General features: G+C 38.1%; 23 protein-coding genes and 1 riboswitch. Of the genes, 16 read left to right on the top strand and 7 right to left on the bottom strand.

All coding sequences use genetic code 11. The annotated features are described in order from the left end of the window. Nucleotides 1-126 precede the first annotated feature (126 nt). The 5 genes from ruvA (at nucleotide 127) to IGJ14_RS00800 (ending at nucleotide 3419) form a co-directional block, all read left to right on the top strand. A complete protein-coding gene (ruvA, locus tag IGJ14_RS00780; protein WP_029594232.1) occupies nucleotides 127-729 on the top strand; it encodes a Holliday junction branch migration protein RuvA in 603 nt (200 codons plus the stop codon). Between the two features lie 12 nt (nucleotides 730-741). After that, nucleotides 742-1743 carry a Holliday junction branch migration DNA helicase RuvB gene (ruvB, locus tag IGJ14_RS00785; protein ID WP_010734390.1) on the top strand — a complete coding sequence of 334 codons (1002 nt, stop codon included), beginning with the start codon at nucleotides 742-744 and terminating at the stop codon, nucleotides 1741-1743. A gap of 36 nt (nucleotides 1744-1779) precedes the next feature. Beyond that, a complete protein-coding gene (locus IGJ14_RS00790; protein ID WP_010734389.1) occupies nucleotides 1780-2394 on the top strand; it encodes a TetR/AcrR family transcriptional regulator in 615 nt (204 codons plus the stop codon). Nucleotides 2395-2442: 48 nt separating this feature from the next. Continuing rightward, the gene (locus IGJ14_RS00795; protein ID WP_019724220.1) at nucleotides 2443-2913 is read left to right on the top strand and encodes a low molecular weight protein-tyrosine-phosphatase; all 471 of its coding nucleotides are present in this window, start codon (nucleotides 2443-2445) and stop codon (nucleotides 2911-2913) included. Nucleotides 2914-3044: 131 nt separating this feature from the next. Continuing rightward, nucleotides 3045-3419, top strand: coding sequence for a hypothetical protein (locus IGJ14_RS00800; RefSeq protein WP_019724219.1), 375 nt, complete (start codon nucleotides 3045-3047; stop codon nucleotides 3417-3419). A gap of 293 nt (nucleotides 3420-3712) precedes the next feature. Here IGJ14_RS00800 and brnQ read toward each other — a convergent pair whose 3' ends face one another. The 4 genes from brnQ to IGJ14_RS00820 all read right to left on the bottom strand — a co-directional run bounded on the left by brnQ (nucleotide 3713) and on the right by IGJ14_RS00820 (nucleotide 8761). Beyond that, complete coding sequence (gene brnQ / locus IGJ14_RS00805) at nucleotides 3713-5077, bottom strand: branched-chain amino acid transport system II carrier protein (protein WP_195339471.1); 1365 nt, start codon at nucleotides 5075-5077, stop codon at nucleotides 3713-3715. A gap of 382 nt (nucleotides 5078-5459) precedes the next feature. Next, nucleotides 5460-6200 carry an amino acid ABC transporter ATP-binding protein gene (locus IGJ14_RS00810; protein ID WP_010734385.1) on the bottom strand — a complete coding sequence of 247 codons (741 nt, stop codon included), beginning with the start codon at nucleotides 6198-6200 and terminating at the stop codon, nucleotides 5460-5462. Between the two features lie 12 nt (nucleotides 6201-6212). Next, complete coding sequence (locus IGJ14_RS00815) at nucleotides 6213-7808, bottom strand: ABC transporter permease subunit (RefSeq protein ID WP_010734384.1); 1596 nt, start codon at nucleotides 7806-7808, stop codon at nucleotides 6213-6215. A gap of 212 nt (nucleotides 7809-8020) precedes the next feature. Continuing rightward, a riboswitch (Lysine riboswitch) is annotated at nucleotides 8021-8195 on the bottom strand. A gap of 269 nt (nucleotides 8196-8464) precedes the next feature. Then, nucleotides 8465-8761 (bottom strand): hypothetical protein, encoded by a 297-nt coding sequence (locus tag IGJ14_RS00820; RefSeq protein WP_010734383.1) that lies wholly within the window; start codon nucleotides 8759-8761, stop codon nucleotides 8465-8467. 176 nt (nucleotides 8762-8937) lie between these two features. Between IGJ14_RS00820 and IGJ14_RS00825 the strand changes: the two genes are divergently transcribed. The 6 genes from IGJ14_RS00825 (at nucleotide 8938) to IGJ14_RS00850 (ending at nucleotide 16350) form a co-directional block, all read left to right on the top strand. Next, a complete protein-coding gene (locus IGJ14_RS00825; protein WP_019723282.1) occupies nucleotides 8938-9654 on the top strand; it encodes an NAD-dependent protein deacylase in 717 nt (238 codons plus the stop codon). Continuing rightward, nucleotides 9651-10487: a chorismate mutase gene (locus IGJ14_RS00830; protein ID WP_019723281.1), complete on the top strand. Its 837-nt coding sequence runs from the start codon at nucleotides 9651-9653 to the stop codon at nucleotides 10485-10487. The genes IGJ14_RS00825 and IGJ14_RS00830 overlap by 4 nt, the downstream gene beginning before the upstream one ends. Before the next feature lie 4 nt (nucleotides 10488-10491). Continuing rightward, nucleotides 10492-11019 carry a transcription repressor NadR gene (locus IGJ14_RS00835; protein ID WP_010734380.1) on the top strand — a complete coding sequence of 176 codons (528 nt, stop codon included), beginning with the start codon at nucleotides 10492-10494 and terminating at the stop codon, nucleotides 11017-11019. Between the two features lie 151 nt (nucleotides 11020-11170). Further along, a complete protein-coding gene (locus IGJ14_RS00840) occupies nucleotides 11171-12604 on the top strand; it encodes a hypothetical protein (RefSeq protein ID WP_019723280.1) in 1434 nt (477 codons plus the stop codon). A gap of 72 nt (nucleotides 12605-12676) precedes the next feature. Continuing rightward, the gene (locus tag IGJ14_RS00845) at nucleotides 12677-15403 is read left to right on the top strand and encodes a hypothetical protein (RefSeq protein WP_430608158.1); all 2727 of its coding nucleotides are present in this window, start codon (nucleotides 12677-12679) and stop codon (nucleotides 15401-15403) included. A gap of 422 nt (nucleotides 15404-15825) precedes the next feature. Continuing rightward, on the top strand, nucleotides 15826-16350 hold the full coding sequence (locus tag IGJ14_RS00850) for a hypothetical protein (RefSeq protein WP_195339470.1): 525 nt from the start codon (nucleotides 15826-15828) through the stop codon (nucleotides 16348-16350). Nucleotides 16351-16490: 140 nt separating this feature from the next. On the opposite strand, the gene tnpB is transcribed toward IGJ14_RS00850, so the two are convergent. Both tnpB and tnpA read right to left on the bottom strand, forming a co-directional pair. Then, a complete protein-coding gene (gene tnpB, locus IGJ14_RS00855; protein ID WP_077152109.1) occupies nucleotides 16491-17639 on the bottom strand; it encodes an IS200/IS605 family element RNA-guided endonuclease TnpB in 1149 nt (382 codons plus the stop codon). 16 nt (nucleotides 17640-17655) lie between these two features. Further along, complete coding sequence (gene tnpA, locus IGJ14_RS00860; RefSeq protein WP_019724606.1) at nucleotides 17656-18060, bottom strand: IS200/IS605 family transposase; 405 nt, start codon at nucleotides 18058-18060, stop codon at nucleotides 17656-17658. A gap of 434 nt (nucleotides 18061-18494) precedes the next feature. Here tnpA and IGJ14_RS00865 point away from each other — a divergent pair, with 434 nt between their 5' ends. Continuing rightward, complete coding sequence (locus IGJ14_RS00865; protein ID WP_141566856.1) at nucleotides 18495-18932, top strand: hypothetical protein; 438 nt, start codon at nucleotides 18495-18497, stop codon at nucleotides 18930-18932. 74 nt (nucleotides 18933-19006) lie between these two features. Here IGJ14_RS00865 and def read toward each other — a convergent pair whose 3' ends face one another. Further along, on the bottom strand, nucleotides 19007-19570 hold the full coding sequence (gene def / locus IGJ14_RS00870) for a peptide deformylase (protein WP_010734376.1): 564 nt from the start codon (nucleotides 19568-19570) through the stop codon (nucleotides 19007-19009). Nucleotides 19571-19812: 242 nt separating this feature from the next. Here def and rpsO point away from each other — a divergent pair, with 242 nt between their 5' ends. The 4 genes from rpsO to IGJ14_RS00890 all read left to right on the top strand — a co-directional run bounded on the left by rpsO (nucleotide 19813) and on the right by IGJ14_RS00890 (nucleotide 24901). Further along, on the top strand, nucleotides 19813-20082 hold the full coding sequence (gene rpsO, locus IGJ14_RS00875; protein ID WP_010734375.1) for a 30S ribosomal protein S15: 270 nt from the start codon (nucleotides 19813-19815) through the stop codon (nucleotides 20080-20082). Nucleotides 20083-20259: 177 nt separating this feature from the next. Beyond that, complete coding sequence (pnp, locus tag IGJ14_RS00880) at nucleotides 20260-22371, top strand: polyribonucleotide nucleotidyltransferase (RefSeq protein WP_019724328.1); 2112 nt, start codon at nucleotides 20260-20262, stop codon at nucleotides 22369-22371. A gap of 174 nt (nucleotides 22372-22545) precedes the next feature. Then, nucleotides 22546-22803 (top strand): GlsB/YeaQ/YmgE family stress response membrane protein, encoded by a 258-nt coding sequence (locus IGJ14_RS00885; protein ID WP_019724327.1) that lies wholly within the window; start codon nucleotides 22546-22548, stop codon nucleotides 22801-22803. 100 nt (nucleotides 22804-22903) lie between these two features. Then, the gene (locus tag IGJ14_RS00890) at nucleotides 22904-24901 is read left to right on the top strand and encodes a KUP/HAK/KT family potassium transporter (protein WP_108145676.1); all 1998 of its coding nucleotides are present in this window, start codon (nucleotides 22904-22906) and stop codon (nucleotides 24899-24901) included. Nucleotides 24902-24997 lie beyond the last annotated feature (96 nt).

The raw sequence follows: 24997 nt of genomic DNA on the forward strand, positions 1-24997 counted from the left end.
TTAGAACAAACGAGAGTAGCGAGCAATGGGCAAAATCGGGCACGTAGAAACAGGAAACAAACATCAATCTGACAACTATTATAGTTGGTTATAGATATTTATAGATTTTTGGCAACGGAAATTTCAATGTATGAATATCTAAGAGGCAGGGTGACTTTTATCAGTCCGTATTATATCGTTGTAGAAACGCAAGGGGTGGGCTATCAAATTGCGTTAGGTAACCCTTATCGCTATAGTAGTAAGTTAGATAAAGAAGTAAAAATCTATGTCCATCAAGTCATCCGTGAAGATGCACATTTACTATACGGTTTTGATTCACTCGACGAGAAACAATTGTTTTTACGATTAGTCAGTGTTTCAGGGATCGGACCGAAAAGTGCATTAGCGATCATGGCGAGTGACGATCATTCTGGCTTGATCCAAGCGGTGGAAACTGGCGATGTCACTTACTTGACGAAGTTCCCAGGTGTAGGTAAAAAAACAGCACAACAAATGATCTTGGATCTAAAAGGCAAGTTTGGCGAGTTGAGTATCGATACGCCATTTTCTTTATTTGATGAAGCAACGGTTCAAGATGCAAGTGCCTTGTCAGAGGCAATGGAAGCTTTAGCCGCTCTCGGCTACAGTGAGCGTGAAATCAAACGAGTAGAGAAACAACTTAAAGAAATCGACAATCAAACAACGGATGAGTATTTAAGGCAAGCATTGAAATTGATGATGAAAAAGTAAGGAGGACGCTTGATGACAGATGAACATCTTCTTTCACCAGAACCTGGTGAGAATGAATTAAGTTTAGAAAAATCTTTGCGCCCTCAATTGCTTGCGCAATATATCGGTCAACATAAAGTAAAACAAGAATTGAGTATCTACATCGAAGCGGCACGTAATCGTGAAGAACCGCTAGATCATGTCTTGTTATACGGTCCTCCGGGATTGGGGAAAACAACGATGGCTATGGTCATCGCAAACGAGATGCAAGTCAATATCCGTACGACAAGTGGACCAGCCATTGAGCGACCAGGAGATCTGGTGGCAATTTTGAATGAACTAGAAGCAGGGGATGTCTTGTTTATTGATGAGATCCATCGCTTACCTCGCGTGGCAGAAGAAATGCTTTATTCGGCGATGGAAGATTTCTATGTAGATATCATGGTAGGGCAAGGGCCGACTGCTCACCCCGTTCATTTTCCGTTACCACCTTTCACGTTGATCGGTGCAACGACTCGAGCAGGGATGCTGTCTGCACCTTTACGTGACCGTTTTGGAATCATTGCTCACATGGAATACTATGAAGAAGAAGATTTAAGAGAAATCGTTTTACGATCTGCCGATATTTTTCAAACGGAGATCATCACCGAAGGGGCTTTAGAAATCGCACGACGTTCCCGAGGAACCCCGCGGATCGCTAATCGCTTGTTAAAACGAGTGCGTGATTTTGCCCAAGTACAAGGAGATGGCAAGATCGATCAGTTGATTGCTGACCGCGCATTGACACTCTTACAGGTCGATCAAGCGGGATTGGATTATGTCGATCAGAAATTGCTACGTACGATGATCGAGCTGTATGGTGGGGGTCCAGTAGGTCTAAGCACTTTATCCGTTAATATTGGAGAAGAGCGAGAAACAGTCGAAGATATGTATGAACCTTTTTTGATCCAAAAAGGCTTTTTGAAACGGACTCCTCGTGGGCGGATCGCTACCGCCTATGCGTATGAACACTTTGGCTATGACTACCAAGTGTGATCACTCTTTTCTATTGAAAGAGCAAATAGTAGAATAATGATTGAAGAGATGGGAGGGATCATTGTGGGAGACGCTTCACATACGAAACAAATGATCAAAAAAGTCTTGGTGTCGCTTTGCGAAACACAGCCTTTTCGCAAAATCAGTGTGCAACAGATCGCACACGAAGCAGGCATCAACCGACAAACATTTTATTATCATTTCACCGATAAGTATGATTTATTGCGTTGGGTGTACTATGAAGATTCATTGCATTACCTAAAAACAGAATCGCTTTCTCTCGACAATTGGGAAGAGCAAGCATTGCTGATGTTAAAAGCCATTGCCGAAAATAAACAGTTCTATTCAAGTACCGTTAGTTCAGAACAGGAGATTCTGCAAAAGCAATTTTCTGCGTTGATCCAACCCTCATTTATTAAAATATTTGAGCAAATGGATGAAGAAAAACAACTAACTTCTAAAGATAAATTATTTTATGCTCGTTTTTTCTCTTATGGTTGTAGTGGAGTCTTAGTCAATTGGATCACACAAGGTTATACAGAAACACCCTTAGAAGTTGCAATGCAGTTCTTTCGTTTAGCCAAAGATACTGAATTGTATTCGTATCGGTTGTATGCATTGGAAGAAGAACAGGAAATAAAAGACGAATGACCTTTTTTCATTGATTCCAAAAATAGGAATACAAAAGGAGAGAATGCTATGACGAAAGTATTATTTGTTTGTTTGGGAAATATTTGTCGTTCACCTATGGCAGAAGGGTTATTAAAAAAGAAAGTGGCAGAAAAGGATATGACGGATTCCTTCGTCATTGATTCGGCTGCAACGAGCACCTATGAGGTAGGTAGTGCTCCTCATCCAGGGACACAAGCGATCTTGGCAAAAGAGCACGTTGATACGCGAGAAATGATTGCTCGCCAAATACGTCGAGAAGATTTCCAAAAATTTGATTGGATCATCGGTATGGATCAGTCAAATGTGGCGGATTTAAAGCAACTTGCGCCTATTGAAGCGCAAGAGAAAATCCAACTATTTCTGAGTCCAATCATTGGCAAAAAAGCACAAAATGTACCTGATCCATATTACACGAATAACTTTGAAGAAACCTATCGATTGGTCAATGAAGGCTTAGAAAAATGGCTTGAATTATGGGTGAAAAACGACTTAAAATAACACATGTATTGTTTGGTAGTTTTAGGTAAAAGTTGGTATAAAATAAACTATATTCTTGTTTTTTTAAGAAAAATTGGATAAAATAGGAGTAATTAAGTAACATATTCTTAGCTAAGGGAGGGGTACATTCAATGGATGAAGAAACAGTATCACCAATGAAGAAACTGACAAAGTTAGTGACTAATACTTCGTTTCAACTTTTTGATTCATTTGTGAATGACACAGAAGAAAAAGCTGAGAATGTACGGTTACAAGGGGAGTTCATTCTCGAACTCCAGAAAGCTGCAGCTCAGAATAGTTTAGTGATTCTACAAGTGCGCGAGAATCCACTAAGCAATAAGTACGAAACCTTTTCCGGTTGGGTGGCAACGAAAACAGTTGAGCATGACCGAGTGATGATTCGCTTGCAAAACCAAGAGCAACAAATCCGAATCGTCCCAATTGAACAAATCGAAAAAATCACTAGTCTTTCACCTACGGGAGACCAAGAGCGATTATCTAAATAAGAATAAAAGCTATGAAAAAGTAGATTGCTTTTTCATAGCTTTTTATATGTTTTTCTTACTAGAGAGAGAATCTAAAGATTCTCAAAGAACTTGATTTGTTGGATCGGTATGAATAAAAAAAAGGACCTGCTAGCCGGGGAGCTAGCAGGAAAGGAGTTAAAAATGAAAAAGTGTTGTTAGGGTTGTTTGTTGGTATACTTATATATTAAAGGTGAGTTGTGAATATTTTGTGACGAAAGTTTACCAAAGTTGTTAATTTTTTTATACAAAAAGTTAAACATCTCTTTTTTTTGTTAGCTAACAATCAAGTCAGACTTTTTTTCATTTTTAAAGAAACTCCAGAGTAATCCGATGATAAAGCCAATCACTGCTGGTGTGATCCAGCCCATTCCTAATGAGAAGAATGGGAGATAGGAATCAGCGAATGTTAAAATTCCTTTGACGAAACTTGTTTGCTTAATTGAATCAGGACAAGCATTCAGTCCATCCACGATGGAAGCGAGTAATGTGAAATATGTGGTCATTCGATAAACAGAAGTACGTTGTTTAAATAATGGGCCAAACAATACAAGTAAGATCAAGGTCATTGCCAATGGATAAATAAACATCAAGACCGGTAAAGAGATCTGAATAATATTCGTTAAGCCCACGTTTGCAACTAAACATGCTAATAAACTTGTTCCGGTTACAAAGAATAGATAGCTTCTTTTAGGAAACAATTCAGTGAATGTTTCTGCGAATGCAGTAATCAGTCCGATACCTGTTTTTAAACAAGCAAGAATCACGATAAAGGCTAATAGGATACTCCCGTAAGTTCCTAAATAGTGATCAGCAATTTGTGCCAAGGCGATACCACCATTCGCACTCATTGGGAATGTTCCTAGACTCATTGTTCCTGCATAAGAAAGTAGGGTATAGATGATCCCCATCAAAACGATGCTGATCGCGCCTGATTTGATCGTATCTCTTGCAATATCAGAAGGCTTTGTGACACCCATGCCGCGAATCGTCGTGACGATAATGATCCCAAAAGCTAAGGCAGCTAACGCATCCAACGTGTTGTATCCTTGTGTAAAACCAGTGAAGAATGCTTGGTTTTGGTAGTGAGGTTGGACAGGCGCATCCGCTACTGAGCCAAGTGGGTTGATAAAAGCAAGTAATAGCAAGATACCTAGTAATACTAAAAATGCGGGATTCAAAAATTTACCAACATAATCCAAGATTTTAGTTGGACGTTTGGATAACCACCAAGCAGCTAAAAAGAATAAGAAACTAAAAATAGCTAAAAATAATGTTTGATTTTCTGCTGGAATAAAAGGTGCTAAGCCAATTTCAAAAGAAGTAGTTGCCAAACGTGGTAAGGCAAAAAATGGACCAATGACTAAATAAAGTAAGACAGTAAAAATAAGTGCATAAGTTTTATTGATTCGTTGTGCTAATTCATAGACACCAGAGGTTTTGGAAACACCGATCGCAATGACACCTAAGAAGGGTAAACCGATCCCTGTAACTAAAAAGCCAAGATTTGCCCAGAAGATATCCGCACCAGCTTCTTGCCCCATATGGACAGGAAATATAAGATTACCAGCTCCAAAAAATAGGCCAAATAGCATGGAACCGATGAATAGATTTTCTTTGAATGATAATTTTTTTGACATAGAAAACTCCTTTACTTTTTTGTATTTTGTTAAAAGTAACAAATTATGTGATGAATTGCAACAATTTTCTGAAAATTATCGAATTCTCTAGAATGATGCTACACATTGACGAAACGACTGCTAACCCTGTGAGAGGAATAAGTAGCGTGTTTTCACTGCCTCGAAAAAATGTTAGTCAAAAGATCACTCCAATATCTGAATCTTCTTAATTTGAAGAGGTTTCTCACAACCACATGTTACGTGAGGTTGCGCAAAAGTTCAACCGATAAAGCGATCGGAACAAAAACAATAAATAAAAAGAAAAACCGCAACTTTTTGAGTAGGATGACCTTGCTCAATCAAGTTGCGGTAGTTTGAATACTAAGGGTGATTTGATACTTTATTAGTTATTCAAAATGCGTGACAAGAACTCTTTCGTACGTGTTTCTTTTGGATGAACGAAGATATCTTCAGGACTTCCTTCTTCCGCAATCACACCTTTATCCATGAAGATCACTCGGTCAGATACTTCTTTCGCAAATTCCATTTCATGGGTTACGATGATCATTGTCAGTCCAGTATGGGCTAGATCTTTGATCGTATTCAATACTTCACCGACCATTTCAGGATCAAGGGCAGAAGTTGGCTCATCGAAGAGCATCACATCAGGGTTCATTGATAGAGCACGAGCGATAGCGACCCGTTGTTTTTGACCACCGGATAGTTGAGAAGGACGAGCTTCGATGTATTGTCTCATACCGACTTTTTCTAAGTTTTCGATTGCCACTTTACGGGCATGCTCTTTCTCTCTTTTTAAGACAGTGGTTTGTCCAGAAATACAATTTTCTAAAACATTCATATTATTGAAAAGATTGAAAGATTGGAAAACCATACCGACATTTGTCCGATACTTTGGTAAATTATATTTTGGTGCTAAGACGTTTTCGTTGTTGTAAATGATCTCGCCGCCTGATGGTTTTTCTAGTAAATTGATACAACGTAAGAATGTTGATTTACCTGAACCAGAGGAACCGATGATGGTCACGACTTCCCCTTTATTGACGGTCATGCTAATATCTTTCAGCACTTCATTGTCGCCGAATTTTTTACTTAAATGATTGATTTCGATGATATTCTCACTCATAGGACTGCCTCCTTATTCCTGTAGGTTCGCGTTGTTGACTTCTTCAATTTTTGTATACGCAGTAGGTCCGTCGATTTTCTTCTCAATCACACGTAGGATTCTTGTAATCGTGAAGGTCATGATCAAGTAGATGATCCCAACGATCGTGAATGTTTGGAAGAATTGGAAGTTGGCACCAGAGGCAGAGTTTCCTTGGAAGAATAGATCTGCTACACCAATGACACTTAATACGGCGGTGTCTTTGATATTGATAACAAACTCATTTCCGGTAGCCGGCAAAATATTTCTCAATACTTGCGGAATCACTACTTTACGCATCGTTTGACTGTGGGTCATGCCGATCGCTTGGGCTGCTTCAAATTGTCCGCCATCTACTGCAAAAATCCCACCACGTACAATCTCAGTCATATACGCACCAGTGTTGATCGAAACGATGAACAACGCAGCAATCGTGCGATCCAGAGAAATACCAAAGGCTAGAGCCAATCCATAGAAGATGACCATGGCTTGAACCATCATTGGTGTACCACGGAAGACTTCGATATAAACAGATAATAAGAAATTAGCTACTTTTTGGAAGAAGCGTGTCACTTTATTATCAGATTCTGGAATTGAGCGAAAGACGCCAATCAATAAACCTAATGTTGTTCCTACAACTGTACCGATCAATGCGATAAATAGTGTCAAACCAGCTCCGCGTAAGAACATGTTGCCATATTGATCCCAAATCGTCTTGAAATCATGGAGCAAGCCAGTTTCTTCTGCATCTCCATCCGTTGACGCAGGTTGGTCTTCAATGGCTTGGTCCATGATAGCAATACGATCATCATGAGAAATGCCGCTTAATATTTGGTTGACTTGTTGAAGATCAGGATCACCTTTACGCATCCCTACAGCAATCTGGACATCTTCGGGATTTGTTTGAAAGCCATTTGCTTCATCTAGTTCGAGCATTTTCAAGGCTGGGTTGACGCTTGTGGCGGTTACCCCTTCTGGACGTTCACTAACATAACCGTCAATCATGCCAGAAGCTAGTGCTGTTCGCATGGCTGAAAAGTTATCCATTGCTTGTTGCTTGTCCACTCCTGGGATCTGATCGATCACGTTATAGTGGAATGTATTCAATTGTGCAGTGATTTTTGCGCCAGAAAGATCTTCTAAGCTAGTCGCATTCGCAAACTTACCATCTTTTTGTACGACAATCACAAGTTCTGATTCATAGTATGGATCAGTAAAGTCGATTTCTTTTTGGCGTTCTGCCGTCGGACTCATGCCGGCAATGATTGCATCGATCTTTCCAGATTGAAGGGCAGGCGGTAAACCGTCCCATTTCGTTTGGACAATGACTAGTTCTTTACCTAAACCTTCAGCTACCTTTTTGGCAATTTGGACATCATATCCGCCAGCAAAGCTGTTTTGTCCTTGAATTGGATAGGCATTGTTTGCATCTGTTTGTTGAGACCAGTTAAAGGGCGCATAACCAGCTTCCATTCCGACACGAAATTGATCGCTCGGTGTTTTATCATCTGCATGAGCCAAAGTGGTCAAGCTAAAGATCGATAGAATAAACGTAAAAATTAGAGTGAGTGTAACTGAATTTTTTTTCATCTGTCTTCTCCTTTTTGTTTGTTCACGTACGTGGTCCTTCAGGCATATACTGATAAGACCAACGTTCGCTCAGCTTCTTTGGCTGATAACCAAAGCGCCTTGACACGAGTGGTCGAATACATGCATTGCAGTTGCTTATCAAGGAGAAATAAAAAACGACCGCTTTGTAGGTACAAAAGGGCCGCTAAATTTCACAGAGTGATAAACCTCTCACAAAACATAGCGCAACTTAGCATCACTGCTAAGACAGTCCGTAAGCTGTTAACTTACGTCCCAACATACTTTTTAAGCAAAAAAAAGTACATTTCGGCGATCCTCCCTAGCCCTGCTTCCACATGTTTGCTTCACTCCACAGGTTTAATGATTCTCGCGACCTCTACCTCATTGATTGAGGCATCTCGTATTCAGTTATTTATACAAAAAATAGTCTACGATAGAGTAGCCACTTTGTCAATGAGAAACTACATTTTTGCAGAAAAAAGTTGATAAATAAAGAAATATCCTGTTTATTTAATTTCTTTCATGAAAAAAGGAAAAGAGAATGTTTTCAAAAAAAGAATAATTATACATTTTATGCAACACTTAAATGATAGTAAAATAACGAAAAACAGACTGCAAAATCACGCAGTCTGTTTCCTTTTTTATCTAAAAGTATTTTAAGCTGTAGCTTTCTTAGGTTCACGACCAAGAATGGCTTGTAAAATAACTGTTACCCCATAAATAGCTAAAACGAGATAGATCAAACTAGAGTATTGTGTGATCCCCCAGCCCCATGTGCGATAAACAACTAATGTAATTGCTAGAACAATTGCTGCCAATACATTGAAAAAGGCAAACGCCCATAGATTTCCATTTTCTTTACGTACTAAATAGAAGATAGAGAAATAAATACTTAATGCTAACCAAGCGATACATGCTAAAATAACGCCCCAATAAATTAAGAATGCAACCATATTGATTCACCTCATTTCATACTCAAAATATACAGATCATTGGTATTGTAGCACGTTTTCATTGTTTTGTCAGTGATGTTTGTGAGTATTTTCTCAAAAAAAATCTCTGAATTTTCATTCGATTGAGGGTATGTTTCATTTTATTTCGATTATAATAGAAGAGAGGTGAGTGATAAATGTTGGAACAAACAATTGAAGAAGCAGCGACAGCGATAATTGAAAGTCAAAAACTGACCTTTCTAACAGGGGCAGGTGTGTCCACACCTTCTGGAATACCCGATTACCGTTCACTAACCGGTGTTTACCAAGGGATGGATCGTCCAGAATATTTGTTGAGTCATCAAGCGATGGATGAAGAACCACAAAAATTTTATTCGTTTCTCAAACATCTTTATCATCCCGAAGCACGCCCGAATATCATCCATCGAGAAATCGTAGAGTTGGCTAAAGAAAAAGAGGTATGGGTCGTTTCGCAAAATATCGATGGGTTACATGAAAAAGCTGGAAGTAAAAAACTAGTTAATTTTCATGGGAATCTGTATCATTGTTATTGTCGAAACTGCCATCAACCTGTTGACTGGCAAGATTATCTGACCAGTGACAAGCATCAACTGTGTGGTGGCCAGATTCGCCCAGATATTGTGTTATATGGAGAAGGGTTCCAGGATGAAGTATTAGAGCAATCAGCTTTTGCTGTCAGTCAGGCCGACTTGATTGTGATTGTAGGGACAAGTTTCCAAGTCCATCCTTTTTGTGATTTGATCCAGTTTCGCTCACCACAAGCGAAGCTATTAGTCATCAATCAGACCCCTGTCTATTTATCAGAGGCGTACCGATTTGTCCAAACAGATGGAACGAAGGTGTTCAAAAAAGTACAGGAGAGTGTAAAATGACAGCTAAAACAGAAAAAGAAAAAATGATTGCCGGCGAACTTTATTTTGCGGGTGATCCAGAATTATCAGCCGATAGAAAATTTGCTCGAAGTCAAAGCCAGATCATCAACCAAGCGGAAACAAGTGAACTTCGCAGTCAATTACTTAAAGAGACATTTGGTGCTACCGGCGAGAAGATTTATATGGAACCAACGATCAATTTTGATTACGGCTATAATATTTACGTAGGTGAGAATTTTTATGCGAACTTTAATTGTACATTCTTAGATGTCAGTACGATCAAAATTGGTGATAACTGCATGTTTGCCCCTAATGTTCAGCTTTATACTGCCACACATCCACTACATCCAGTGAAGCGAAATAGTGGGTTAGAATTTGCTAAACCAATCGAAATCGGCAATAATGTGTGGCTAGGTGGTGGAGTGATCATCACTCCTGGAGTGACTTTAGGAGACAATGTCGTGGTCGGGGCGGGAGCAGTCGTGACCAAATCGTTCCCAGATAATGTAGTGATCGCAGGGAATCCGGCACGGATCATCAAACGCATCGATGAACCAATGCCTGAAGAGTCATTGGAAGAGTTGAGACAATCGATTGATCAAATCGATCACCAATTAGTAGAACTACTTGAAAAAAGAATGGCTACCGTCACGAAGATCGGTGATGTCAAACGAGCAACTAACCAAGCGGTTTATGATAAAAAAAGAGAGCAACAAGTGTTGGATAAAGTTGCCAGTTGGTTGAAAACACCAGAATATAGTGAGACGATCTTAGCTACTTATGCAGATATCATGAAGCACTCACGAAACTATCAAAAGAAACGAATGGAGTAGATAAATGATTGAAGGAGAAACTCGCCGAAAAGAAATTATTGAAACGCTAGTTGATGCAGAGAAACCTGTCAGTGCCAGTAAGTTTGCTACTCGTTTTGGTGTCAGCCGCCAAATCATTGTAGGAGACATTGCGTTGCTACGAGCGGCAGGAGAAGCGATCGTGGCGACGGCCAGAGGATATCTTTTGGAAGATGAACAAGACAAAAATGGGTTCATCAGTAAAATCGCGGTACAACATCAGAGAGAACAAACAGAGGAAGAACTACAGTTGATCGTTGCTCATGGTGGCGAGATACTAGACGTCATCGTTGAGCATCCCTTGTACGGCGAACTGACAGGAATGCTTCATATCAAGACAGCAGAAGATATTCGTTCATTTATGAAACGTTATCGGAAAAGTCAGGCTTCGTTATTGTCTGAATTAACGGATGGGATCCATTTGCATACGATCCGTTACTCACATAAGGAAGTATTGCAACAAATCAAACAAGGCTTGGCAGAAGCAGGCATCTTGTTTGAAGGGAATCAATAATTTACTTTATGAGATTGAGATAGGAGTGTTTTTACTTCTATCTCAATCTCATTTTTTCTTTATTTATAAAATAATTGATTTATACCATGGCAAAACTTTAACTATACTGAACAGAAATGCTACAAATACTTTTATTGAAAGAGGGAGAAAAATGCTTCGAGGAACAAATCAAAAAACAATTCTTTGCTTTGGAGCAACTGAAAGCAATTTGGAACAACAGTTGAATGATAGAGAACTCAGGGAAAAAACAAATCCGTATGACCCATTGGTTTATATGGAAGAGTTAGTCGACTATCTCATTCAACAACCTTTTGAGAATTTCTCTCTTCAACCCAAAGAGTTGATTGACCAAATAAAAGCAGGCAGCAAATATCCACTCTGGGAAGATATTCAAGCCATCATGATGGAGGACCCAAGATTTCAATTACACAGGATCTACTCGGAGCCGTTTCTTGAGGAGTATCAACAATACAAGGAAACAGGACAATTTGCCAATTACTCAATGAAAGATACTTTAACTTATAGTCTACGAATACAATTGTTAAAAAAAACAGAATTATTAATGATTGAAGTTGCGAAAAATCGAAGTGATCTTGTCATCTGGATATCTTTAGATTCTTATGGTGGGAATTTTGCAGCAACGATCCAAGGAAAGCAAAACAGATATACAGATTTTACGTTACGCAGTTTATATCATGAAAAAGACAAACTCAAAGCGTCAATTGTCTTTTGGGAGAATGGACAAACCGTCGCAGCTCCTTGGGAAAGAAATGCTAGATTATGGAGAAATTGTGTGGAAAATAATTTGAGAAAATCATCGGCTATTTCCCCGTCAGAGAGCCATCTTCTAATCTACGGATTACGAGTAGCACGTATCCACTTTAACTATGAAGATCAAGTTTTGCTAAAGCATTTCCAATATAAGGACACAAATGATGTTCATATTGATAAGTATAATGATATTTTAATGGAAAGTATTTTTGAACATATAAAACATTGTCCTACAGAAGAAAGTAGAGAAGAATTTTTTAGTCATTGGATTGATTACTTGCCCGAAAAGGAACGCTATTTACCATTGTGGGAAACATATTATCATGTCACACAAACGATTGAAAAATTTCAATTGAAAAACATCTTTAAAGAGGTCATTTCAGAAGACTATACCCAATTTGATCGTCCAGAGATCAAACAACACTTCATAAAAAAAGGCTGTAAAATCGGGCTAGAACTTACTTTGTTGTCTCAACATGTAACAGTAGTCTTTCTATTAGACGAACTTTGTGATTTAAGAGTAGTAAAAAAAGTCCCCGGCATTACTGGAAGTGAACTACGCTATCTATATCGGAACTGGGAGCGGTTCAAGCAGCGAGTCGTTTTTATTGAAAAGAAAAAATTTGTTTCTCCACCTTGGGAGTCTGATCCTGAGTTTTGGGCGACCTATCAGCCTAAGTCAAAGAGCCTGGTAAAACCAGAAGCGTCTATGCTTACTGAGAAAAAAGAATTGAAACAGTTGAAAACATATGCAAAGACGAATAGCCAATCGCAAAGTAAACAAAGAATCAGTCAGATGGAACATTGTCGCTGACTGAATCAAAAAATACATACTGACACACCATTGAGACGAATAGATAAAAATAAGACGATTTGGAGGTCAACTATGATAGATCAAACAATGAACGAATTCAGAAAAAAATTAGATATATTAGCTTTATCTTTATCACTACAAGAAAATATCAATCATTTTGGTTTAAATAAAGACTATCAATTATTATTCTCAACATATATTCAAATGATTCGTGAGGATCAAGACAATTTTTTTATTGAAAAGGAACGAAAAGAAAATATCATGGAATCGCTAAAGCGAACAAAAGATTTTTATGATTTTGAGAAAAAAGAACAAGTGCAAATGATCTTTGAAAAACTGAGAAATGATGATCCAACAGATTTCATGCTTATTCCCTCTTCATTTTATCCAGGAGAGTATGGGGCAGTATCACCTCATATATGTGGATTAACAGTCTATAAAAAAAATGATTCTTTTATAATTATGAAGGTGGATAAAGAAAAAAATTTCGATGATCACACGGTTTCTTATTTTGAGATTCCGCCAACAAAAATTTTGGAACTAAGTGAACTGTTTCTTAAAGAGCGATTTCATGAAGTTCGCAAACCATATTTTGTATTGAGAAGGTTAGCAACTCTTTCAACCCAAAACGAATCAATCGGTATACCAGCCATCACGATGAAAGAACAAAAGAGTGGGAATTGTTCAGTTAGCGAAGTTGATGCTTCGCTAAAAACAATTTTATTCAATTGTAGGAAAGATATCTTTTCTTTAGAGATGAATAATCAAGTGACACCTAAATGGCATTCAAAACATGCTGAACCGTCTTTGGAAATGCACAATAGATTTCTTAGTGCTTTGAAAGAAAAGAATCCAGATTGGAATCGGCAGCTCGATTATATCTTTATTTATTATTTATATAAAAAAGGCCAACTTAAAAGTGAGTTTTTAAAAAATATTGATACAAAAAAACGTCGATGGCATCTACAAATCCAGTTTCTTTTTAAGGAAGATCCATATATTTCAGCAATATTCAATCATCCTGGCCAACTTCCAACTATAGATGAAAACTTGATCCAAGAAAAATCCAGCAATATCATTCAATCACTAGGTATTCATACCACAAGTAAGCTTGCAGAAATTTCTTCTGGTGATTTAAAAGAATATCTCTATCAGCAAAAGTCCATAACCGATACAATAAATGGTCGTTTACCATTTATACAAGTTACAATAGCTAAGGAAATGATCCAGCGAATGTTATCTAGCTTAGAAAAGAAAGAGCATGAAGTAACGGAGGAATTACACCGACGAAAAGTATTAAAAGAAAAAAGGAAAGAAATAAGGTTGGAGCAGAACTTGAGCAACCCTGCATCTATTCATTATCAACCGGAGACGATTTTTCCAATAGAAAAAAAAGTCGAGAAGCTAAAACACGTATTGATTTTTGGTGACGAACAGGATAGAAAAGGCTTAATGGAAAGATTGGATCATTTAGATCCTAGACAAAAAAAGATACCCCATGATTCGAAAATCTACATAGAATTGATTTTTCACGCCTTAAGAAAACGTTCATTTAATTCCAAGAATTTAGAAAGAGCAATACAGAACAATCCTCTACTTAAAGAAATCACTCAAGTAATAAGAGATAGCATAGATTTGGACACAAACGCTGTTTATCCAATGCAATCACTGGGAGAGAGGCAAGAGTATACACAAACAATAGAATATACTAATCAAGTCTTTGAAGAGATTGCAGATGCGGGGAGCCAAAACCCCTTGATCCACCGTTTTGAATTGATCCTGATTGAAGCTGTTAAAAAAAGAGAAGATGTTGAGCTATGGGTACCATTAGATTCGCTTCGCCATCAGATGGATCAAACAATTGACGGTTTTAGAAATGATGTGTTCGATCATGCGCTGCGAGTCTTATATCTTCAAAGAAATCAACTACAAGGTAGATTTGTTTTTTGGGAAAATGGGCAAAGAGTAGTGGCACCATGGGAGCGTGATCCGGAATTATGGGCAAATCGTATACCACAATCAGTTATCAAAAATGAACCCTTTCCTATAGTGGTTGCACATGTAGGGATAACCAAAAAAGCAACTATTGATGTGCTTCCACCATTAAATGAAGAGGCCAAGAAATGTGAGCGGACATTCACTTCGCTAGATAAGATCCAACCACAAAAAGCTAAGGTAGTAGTCACTGATAACCTTAAAGATTTCAAAAGTGTCGTTACCCAATTAAGCACGGTAGTAAAAGAAGGTCAAGTTGTAGTGGCCAACATGAGTTCAAATGAACAGAAAAATGAATTAGATAGTTTCAAAAGAATCTTATTTGGAAAAGAAAATTCACAAAACAAGGAAGGTGTACTTAAAGAATCCTTAGATGAGTTTAAGCTGTACAAAAATGTAAGTACGCTATTTGGAAGAACAGCACCTAATACCAGAGGCGAAGTGAGGCTAGATCCACTACACAAACCAATAAAACGATTGATTGATCAAGCTACCGATCAATCAATCCAAAGAAAAAGTCAATCGTATCAAATAAAAATGGTGGGGATGAAGGATCGAAGCACGAACACTAGAGAGGAAGCTAAAAGTAAAACCCATTGCTTTAGTAGTGTTGTGACTCGGTTCAATAATCTATTTGAAAAAGGGAGAAGCGCTCCAGCAAAAAATGAAACTACCAAACAAACCAATCCAGAAAAAGTTAGGATGGCTACATTATTAACTGATTTTCGACCAATTAAATTTGGAAAGAATCTCGGGATGTACCAGAAAACAACCTACCAACATAAAACAATGTCGGACCGTTGATTAGCTAAGCTTTTTATCTGTAACTCATCAAAAAATCAGAATAAATGAATGGGCACAATTAAAATGAGGAGGACAAGATGACTGAAAACAGGAATGATTTTAAAGAACGAGTAGTCAAAAGAGAAGAGTATCAACAGGTCATACTATATCTAGGCAGCAACCACTAAGTGTCTCTCGGTAGTGACCTGATGGAGTCAAAGACTGTATTAGACAAAAAAATTTCCGAAAATATCAATGAGATGAGTAAAGTAAGAAAGATGTAGCAACGATTGTTTTTTTTCAGTGTAAGGTTGTACCTGAGTTTATCGAGCAACACGTTCTTCTTTTACACAGCCAAAAGTAAAAAGAGAACGGATTCAGCAAGAGAAATAACCGCTTCAAGTACAAGAAGCATTCACTTTGTAGAGAGTAGGAAATAGAAAATGTTAGATGAACAAAAGAAGCATGAGTTTGAAAAAAGAGTGGATATGCTCGCATTGTCGTTAGCTTTAAAACCAAATGACAAAAATTTTGACCAGAATGATGACTATAAATTGTTGATATCCACGTACATAAAAATGCTAGAACAAGACCAAGATGATTTTTTTATTGATAGAAATTCGAAGCAAAATATCATTCGATCACTGGAGCGAACGAAGGCGTACTTTGATTTTGCTGAAGAGAACCAATTACGAGCAAGTTTAGAGAAGCTAGTAAATGATGATCCAACCGATTTTATGCTTTTTTCCATGGTTGTTCCTCTTAGTGAGGATATCAATGTATACCAACATCTGATGGGATTCGTCGTGTATAAAAAAGAACATGATTTCATAGTGTTGACTGTCGATAAAATGACCAATTACTATGACGACAATGTTGTCTATCAAATTATCCCTAAACAGAGGATCAAAGAGCTGAGTACTTTGTTTTTTGAAGAACGATATGATTGTGAACTACTCACCACTTAGCTAAACCTACCGGTTTTTAACGCTTGAAGTGGGAGCTTCTTGGGAATAGAGCATACTTGCAAGCGTATTTCTTTACTCACAGCGGTTTCTCTTATTTACCAAGCTATCCCCGTAGTTCCTACGGTTTTTGATGATTGGATCTAAGCTAATCCCATAGAATGTAGTCTTAGACCTTCGGTCAGAATATTGATACTAGCATTGATATCTCGGTCATGATGAACATGACAAACAGGACAAGTCCATTCTCGAATTTCTAGAGATTTCTTGCCGTCTTTGTGTCCACAATTCGAACAGATTTGACTAGATGGGAACCACTTATCCACTTCGATAATTTTTCGACCGTACCAGTCAGCTTTGTATTGTAACCTAGTCACAAAACTAGACCATGAAACATCCGAAATACTTTTTGCTAGTTTATGATTACGCAACATACCTTTTGTATTTAAGTCTTCTATACAGATCATATCGTGATTTTTGATAATCTCTGTGCTCAACTTGTTTAGAAAGTCATTGCGTTGATTCATTACTTTTTCATGTAGTCGTGCTATTTTACGTTTTTGTTTTTGATAATTTCTAGCTTCAAACAGATTGATACCTTTTTGTTTAGCTAATAATGCACGTCTTGACAACTTACGTTGTTCACGTTTTAGTTTTTTTGACATTTTTGACGTGAATTTATTGTTATCAATCTTTTGACCATTAGAAAGGATTGCAAAATCAGTTATACCAAGGTCAATTCCAATAGCGGAATTAGTTTTAGGAAGCTCAGCTATTTCTTCTTTACACAATAAAGAAATATAATATTTACCGCTAGAATGACGTGATATTGTAGCGGATTTGATCAGACCTTTAGGTTGTCTATGGAGCGTAATTTTAACTAACGACTTCAACTTAGGAAGTTTGACAAATTGATTATCAATCAAAGCGATTGTTCCATTTTGATTGTTAGTCGTATAGCTTTGAACTGGATTTTTCTTGCTTTTAAAACGAGGAAATCCGGCGGACTTATCGCGAAAGAAGTTCTTATACGCCTTATCTAGGTTGAGTTGTGCATTTGCTAAAGCAAGACTATCCACTTCTTTCAAGAACGGAAAATCTTGCTTATATTTTGCAGGCGTTGGAAAACTCATTTTTTTAGAGGAATTTTTCCTAGTTTCTTTATAAGCTTTCATTCGGTCATCAAGCATTAGATTGTAGACCTTACGGACACAGCCAAAAGACTTAGCAAAGAAGGTTTCTTGTTCTTCTGTTGGATAGATTCTAAATTTATATGCTTTTAGTCGCTCCATAAAGCTCGCCTGCTTTCTATTTATGATTGTTTCCTTGATTTTGAATATATTTCTTAATCACATCAATTGGTGCTCCACCAGTTGTCAAAAGACAAAAACTTTTTGACCAGAACATTTCTTTCCAAAGAAATTGTTTGATTCTTGGATAATTGCGCTTTATCAAACGTGAACTAGCACTTTTATAGGCATTGATAAATTTTGTCAATTCTGTTTTTGGTTGAGCTTTGAACATAATATGAACGTGGTCTTTATCATGATTCCACTCAACTAAAGTGATGTGATACGATTCTGAGATTCTTTCAAAAGTCGCTTTAGCGTAGTTAGATATTTCATTATCAATTACTTGTCTACGATATTTCGTTACTAAAACAAGGTGATAATAAAGAAGAAATACTGAATGGTTATTTGTGTCTAATTCCATGTTATATCAACTCATTTCTTGTATAGACTGATTTTAACATGAGACAAAATAAAAAAGCAATACGCCTTAGTTGTCGGTCTTCGAGTTACCAACGGTAACTCTCATACCGAACGGCATTCATCACCCACCTATAGAGGATGGGCGACTTCTGCCTAATTCTGTTAAAAGTCATTTTATCCAATTGTAGAGAAAGCATCTTTTCAGTAGATAGAGAAGATCTGTCAATCAGTTGGAATCCGAACCATAATAGGGCTACCTTAGAAATGAGAAAAAGATTTCTCTCTGCAGTAAAGGGAGAGAATCCTGAGTGGAATCAATTGTTCGATTACATTTTCGATTTTTATCTTTATCGAATGGGCAAATTGCCGGAAAATAGAGAAGATTCTCCAATAAAATCAAAAACGTGGTATAAGGTGATTCGGAACATGTTCGCGATGGATTATTATATACAAGAGATCCTAGCAAATGGTGGGAAGATCCAACCGAATCATGAGCCACACCCGAACTCAATTTATTTGATTGAACCGAAAGGCGTGCTTTTGAAAAAAGAGATTCAGAACGTTCCATCTTCTAGACTAGACAGTCAATTCGGATGGATAGAAAACCAGATTAAACGATTCAAAGAACGCTTACTGTTCATAAAAATCGATCGCGCCAAGGCAATCACCCAACATATCATTTGCTGTCTGGAAGAAAAGAAAGAAGAAATAAATCAAGAGAATGAAAGAAGAAGAATCATCACGGAGCCGGTGATCGATGAAGGAAAGCTAAAACCATCATTGAATCAGCTCATTCAACAAACCATTCCAGTTAGTTCAAATCACTCAACAGATCAATCAAAAAAACAAGGAAAGAACGAGCGGGAAAAGTAAGTGATGATAAAAAAATGAACAGAGAAAAGCAGTTGAAGCTGCTACTCTCTGTTCATTTTTGTGATTATCCATGATTACTCGATCACCAAGACGCCTTCTTTTAAGGCAAAAGGATTTTGGTCGTTGATATGGTCATAGAACATTACACCATTGATATGGTCAATTTCATGTTGCACCACGATGGATTCATAATTTTTTAAACGGATTTTTTGTTTCTCACCGTTTTTGTCATAATACGAAAGCGTGATTTTTGCATGGCGCACAACATACCCAGGAACTTCACGATCGACTGATAAACAGCCTTCACCTTCGCCTAAGCAAGCATTCTGGACGGAATGGCTCAAGATTTTTGGGTTATACATGACCGTACTCAACGTCGGTTCTGTGATTTCTGGATCTGGATTTGGTACGTGGACCGCAATGATCCGTTTTGAAATATCAAGCTGGGGCGCAGCTAGGCCGACACCACCACGTAAATTTAATTCTTCTGCTTTGATTGGATCTTGGCTATTTTTAAGAAATTCCAACATTTCTTCTCCTAATAAAAGATCTTCCTCACTGAGTGGAAGAGCGACTTCTTGCGCTACTTCACGTAATGTTGGATTGCCTTCTCGAATAATATCATCCATTGTGATCATGGAATATGTACCCCTTTCTTATCAAACACTCTCTTTTCGGTTAATAGTTTACCATAAATTTGAAAAAGTAGTAGCCTGATTGTTTAATCAACTAGATTTTCTTAAGGATTCTACACTTGATTTATTAGAAAGATTCAGGTAAAGTATAGCTGTATGTTTAAAGCATATGTCCTGTTACTTGGTTAAACGAATCACCAACGTTTTACTCAGTCACAGGGGAATAATTAAACGAGGTGAAAGAAATGGCAATTTCAAAAGAACGTAAAAACGAAATCATCAAAGATTACGCACGTCATGAAGGAGATACTGGTTCTCCAGAAGTACAAATCGCTGTATTAACTGAAGAAATCAACCACTTGAACGAACATGCACGTGTTCACAAAAAAGATCATCATTCATACCGTGGTTTGATGAAAAAAGTTGGTCATCGTCGTAACTTGTTAGCTTACTTACGTAAAACTGACGTTCAACGTTACCGTGAATTGATCCAACGTCTAGGCTTACGCCGTTAATTTTTAACAGAAAGTGGGGTTCGCGTGAATCTCACTTTTTTACTTTAAACTATCAAACATTTCTGTGAATCAGCTCGATGGACTCCTACTAACCAAATGAAAGGTGCAAAAGGTCGCTTTCGCGGTTTTCATTTGTTTAGTAGCGTCTAGCGTTCACGAGAAAGAAAAGGAGTATTTATGTCAGAAAAACAAGTTTTTAAAACGACATGGGGCGGACGTCCCTTAGAGATCGAAGTTGGCCAATTAGCCAAACAAGCCAATGGAGCAGTATTAGTTCGTTATGGGGATACGGTCGTATTAAGTGCGGCAGTTGCTTCAAAAGAAGCGAAAGATACAGATTTCTTCCCATTGACGATCAATTATGAAGAAAAAATGTATGCAGCTGGTAAGATCCCAGGAGGATTTATCAAACGTGAAGGTCGTCCAAGTACGGAAGCAACCTTGACTGCTCGTTTGATCGACCGTCCGATCCGTCCAATGTTTGCGGAAGGTTTCCGTAATGAAGTCCAAGTCACAAATATCGTGATGAGCGTAGAAACAGATTGTTCTCCAGCAATGGCAGCAATGTTAGGTTCTTCACTAGCTTTATCGATTTCAGATATCCCATTCGATGGACCGATCGCAGGTGTTGAAGTTGGCCGTGTCAATGGCGAATATGTCTTGAACCCAACAGTTGAACAAGCAGAGACTACCGATATCGAATTAAGCGTAGCTGGTACAAAACAAGCAATCAACATGGTTGAAAGTGGCGCAAAAGAAGTTTCAGAAGAAGATATGTTGGGCGCATTATTATTTGGATTTGACGCAATCAAAGAATTAGTCGCATTCCAAGAAGAAATCGTTCAAGCTGTCGGCAAAGAAAAAATGGAAGTTTCTTTATTACAAGTCGATGCTGACTTGAAAAAAGAAATTTTTGATGCATCGTATGGCACGATGAAAGAAGCGGTCATGACAGAAGAAAAATTAGCTCGTGAAGATAATATCGACCAAGTGAAAATCGATATTCGCGAAGCTTATGCAGAGAAATTTGCGGGTCATGAAGAGGAAGCGCAATTACTAAAAGAAGTGAAACAAATTACGGAAGATCTTGAAAAAGACGTCGTTCGTGAGTTGATCACGATTGACAAAATCCGTCCTGATGGTCGTAAATTAGATGAGATCCGTCCTTTAGCATCAGAAGTTGGCTTGTTGCCACGTGTTCATGGTTCTGGATTATTTACTCGTGGACAAACTCAAGCACTATCATCATGTACATTGGCACCTTTAGGGGAACACCAAATCATTGATGGCTTAGGTGTAGAAGTCAGCAAACGATTCATCCACCATTACAATTTCCCACAATTTTCTGTGGGTTCAACTGGTCGTGCCGGTTCACCAGGTCGTCGTGAAATCGGTCATGGTGCATTAGGTGAACGTGCATTGGCACAAGTGATCCCTTCAGAAGAAGAGTTTCCTTACACGATCCGTCTAGTGGCAGAAGTGCTTGAATCGAATGGTTCATCTTCTCAAGCAAGTATCTGTGCAGGTACCTTAGCATTGATGGACGCAGGTGTGCCAATCAAAGCACCTGTTGCTGGTATTGCTATGGGATTAGTATCTGATGGTGAAAACTACACGATTTTAACAGACATCCAAGGTCTAGAAGACCATTTAGGCGACATGGACTTCAAAGTTGCCGGAACAAAAGATGGAATCACAGCACTACAAATGGATATCAAGATCCAAGGTATCACGGAACAAATCTTAAAAGAAGCATTGGCACAAGCAAAACAAGCACGTATGGAAATCTTAGAAGAATTGACTTCAACGATTGCTACACCACGTGAAGAGCTTAGCCAATATGCACCGAAAATCGAAATGATCCAAATCGATCCTGCGAAAATCAAAGATGTCATCGGTAAAGGTGGCGATACGATCAATGGAATCATTGATGAAACAGGCGTGAAGATCGATATCGATCAAGACGGTAAAGTAAGTATTGCTTCTTCTGATAAAGAAATGATCCAAAAAGCAATCAAGATCATCGAAGATTTGACAAAAGAAGTCAAAGTTGGCGAAGTCTACCTTGGTAAAGTTGTTCGTATCGAAAAATTCGGTGCATTTGTCAACTTGATCAAAGGGAAAGACGGCTTAGTCCATATTTCTCAATTAGCGAATGAACGTGTAAACAATGTAGAAGACGTTGTGAAACTAGGCGATGAAGTGTTGGTGAAAGTGACAGAGATCGACAAACAAGGTCGTGTGAATCTTTCAAGAAAAGCAATGTTGAACGAAGAGGACAAGAAGTAATTCCATCGTTTTAAGATAAAAGTTTTTTAATAAGCGTACTACTACGAAAATAATTTTATATTTTCAAAAGTAGTACGCTTATTTTTTAAAATCGATAAAGAAAAGACATAAAGGGTCAATTTAAATTTTCTTAAAAAACACTTAGTTATTTAAAGTGCAAAAGGAGGAATGGAAATGATCCATTTTTTATTCTCATTGATAGTAGGTGGCATTTTAGGATTCATTGCTGGAGCTGTTCTTAATGAAGATGTACCAGGAGGTGTCACTGGAAATATTATCATTGGTTTCTTTGGAAGTTGGTTAGGTGAATTTGTGTTAGGCGATCTAGGTCCATCTATCAGTGGCTTTTATCTTATCCCATCCTTGATCGGGGCACTCGTTTGTTTAGCTCTCTACTCATTTACTGCTGATTATTTAAGAAGGCATCGTTGAATCGGTTATTTTTAGCTGATTTATTGACACCGACGTTGAATACTTGGATAATTAGGTGGAATTTAGGTCAATCATAGGATTGGAGAAATGAGGGGGAACAGTGACAACAAAGCATAACACAAAAAAAATCTCGATGGCAGGGTTACTCGTAGCCATGGGAGTTGTTTATGGAGATATCGGTACGAGTCCGCTTTATGTAATGAAAGCAATCGTAGAAGACAATGGCGGCTTGCGAGGGATCAACCCAGATTTTGTTATCGGAGCAGTCTCCTTGATTTTTTGGACTTTGACATTATTAACGACGATCAAATATGTCGTGATTGCATTAAATGCAGATAACCATGGGGAAGGTGGTATCTTTTCTTTATATACTTTGGTTAGAAAAGGCGGTAAATATCTGATCATACCTGCAATGATCGGTGGCGCAGCATTGTTAGCAGATGGCGTACTGACACCTGCTGTAACGGTTACGACCGCTATTGAAGGATTACGTGGGATTCCACAATTCTTTGACCGTTTCGGAAATGACCAGAACATCATCGTCATTATTACTTTAGTTATTATTTTTGTGTTATTCATGGTCCAACGATTTGGTACAGAAGTCGTCGGGAAAGCATTTGGCCCGATTATGTTTTTATGGTTCACCTTTTTAGGCGCGATGGGCTTGTTTAATTTCAGTCAAGACTGGACAGTGATCCGTGCCTTAAATCCTTATTATGCGATCCAGTTGCTATTTAGTCCTGATAATAAGCTAGGTTTATTCATTCTAGGAAATATCTTTTTAGCTACTACTGGGGCAGAGGCGCTTTATTCTGACTTAGGACATGTCGGAAAACGAAATATCCGTTTAAGTTGGCCATATGTCAAAGTATGTTTGGTATTGAATTATTTTGGGCAGGCAGCATGGTTGTTGAATGTCTATCAAAATCCAGAAACACAAGCAATCGAAAACTTGAATCCATTTTTCCAAATGATGCCCGCTAGTTTTACTGTCATTGGGGTCATATTTGCAACGATTGCGGCTGTTATCGCTTCGCAAGCGCTAATTACTGGGTCATTTACTCTAGTTTCAGAAGCAATCAAATTGAAATTATTGCCTCGGTTGAAAATCATGTATCCTGGAAGCAGTATTGGACAGATGTATATTCCGGCAGTGAATTTGATTCTATGGATTGCTTGTTCACTTGTTGTTGTGACCTTCAGAACCTCGCATCATATGGAAGCTGCGTACGGGCTGTCCATTACCGTAACAATGTTAATGACGACTGCCTTACTTTATTTCTATTTGCTCCAAACTGGCTATCCGAAGTGGTTGGCGCATACAATTACCTTCTTCTTTGGGGCAATCGAAGTCGTCTTCTTTATTTCAAGTATCGTGAAGTTCTTCCATGGCGGTTTTGTCGCTGTGTTGATTGCTTTAGTCATTCTAGCAGTCATGTTTGTTTGGGAACAAGGAAATATTATTCGTGAATCGGTCGCAGAAGAAGTGGCGTTAAAAGAATATATTCCACAGCTTCAAGCATTGAAAGAGGACAAGACCTTACCAATGTATCAAACGAATGTAGTTTTCTTAGTGCCAGATATGGCAGATGGGAAGGTCGGTCGTCAGTTCGTGTATTCCATTTTAGATAAACGACCAAAGCGGGCGAAGGCCTATTGGTTTGTCCACGTAGAAGTAACCGATGAACCCTATACGAAAGAATATCAAGTGGATATGATGGGGACCGATTTCGTTGTTCAAGTGAACCTGTTCTTAGGATTCCGCGTGCAACAAGAAATCAATGTCTACGTTCGACAAATCATCCACGATTTAATGAAACAAGGTCGTCTACCAAAACAACCACAGACGTATTCATTGACTCCAGGAAGAGAAGTCGGCGATTTCCAATTCATCTTGATCGACGAAGTAGTTTCCAATGTAACAACTCTTGGGAAATGGGAACGACAAATCATGCAAGCTAAACTTGCCATCAAGAAAATCGCTACGACGCCAGAAACATGGTTTGGTTTAGAATACAGTGAAGTCAAACATGAAACAGTACCTTTGCTGATTGGTGGAACAAGAAAAACGTGGTTGAAAGAACGAAAAAGTAAGTAGATAAAGAATTAGTTTATGCTATACTAAAACTGGAAAGAGGAGTTGCGATAACAACTCCCCTTTGACAGTACCGCTTAATTAACAGCGGCATATTTC

Source organism: Enterococcus sp. DIV1304_2 (genome assembly GCF_050555445.1).
GTDB lineage: Bacteria > Bacillota > Bacilli > Lactobacillales > Enterococcaceae > Enterococcus_B > Enterococcus_B pernyi.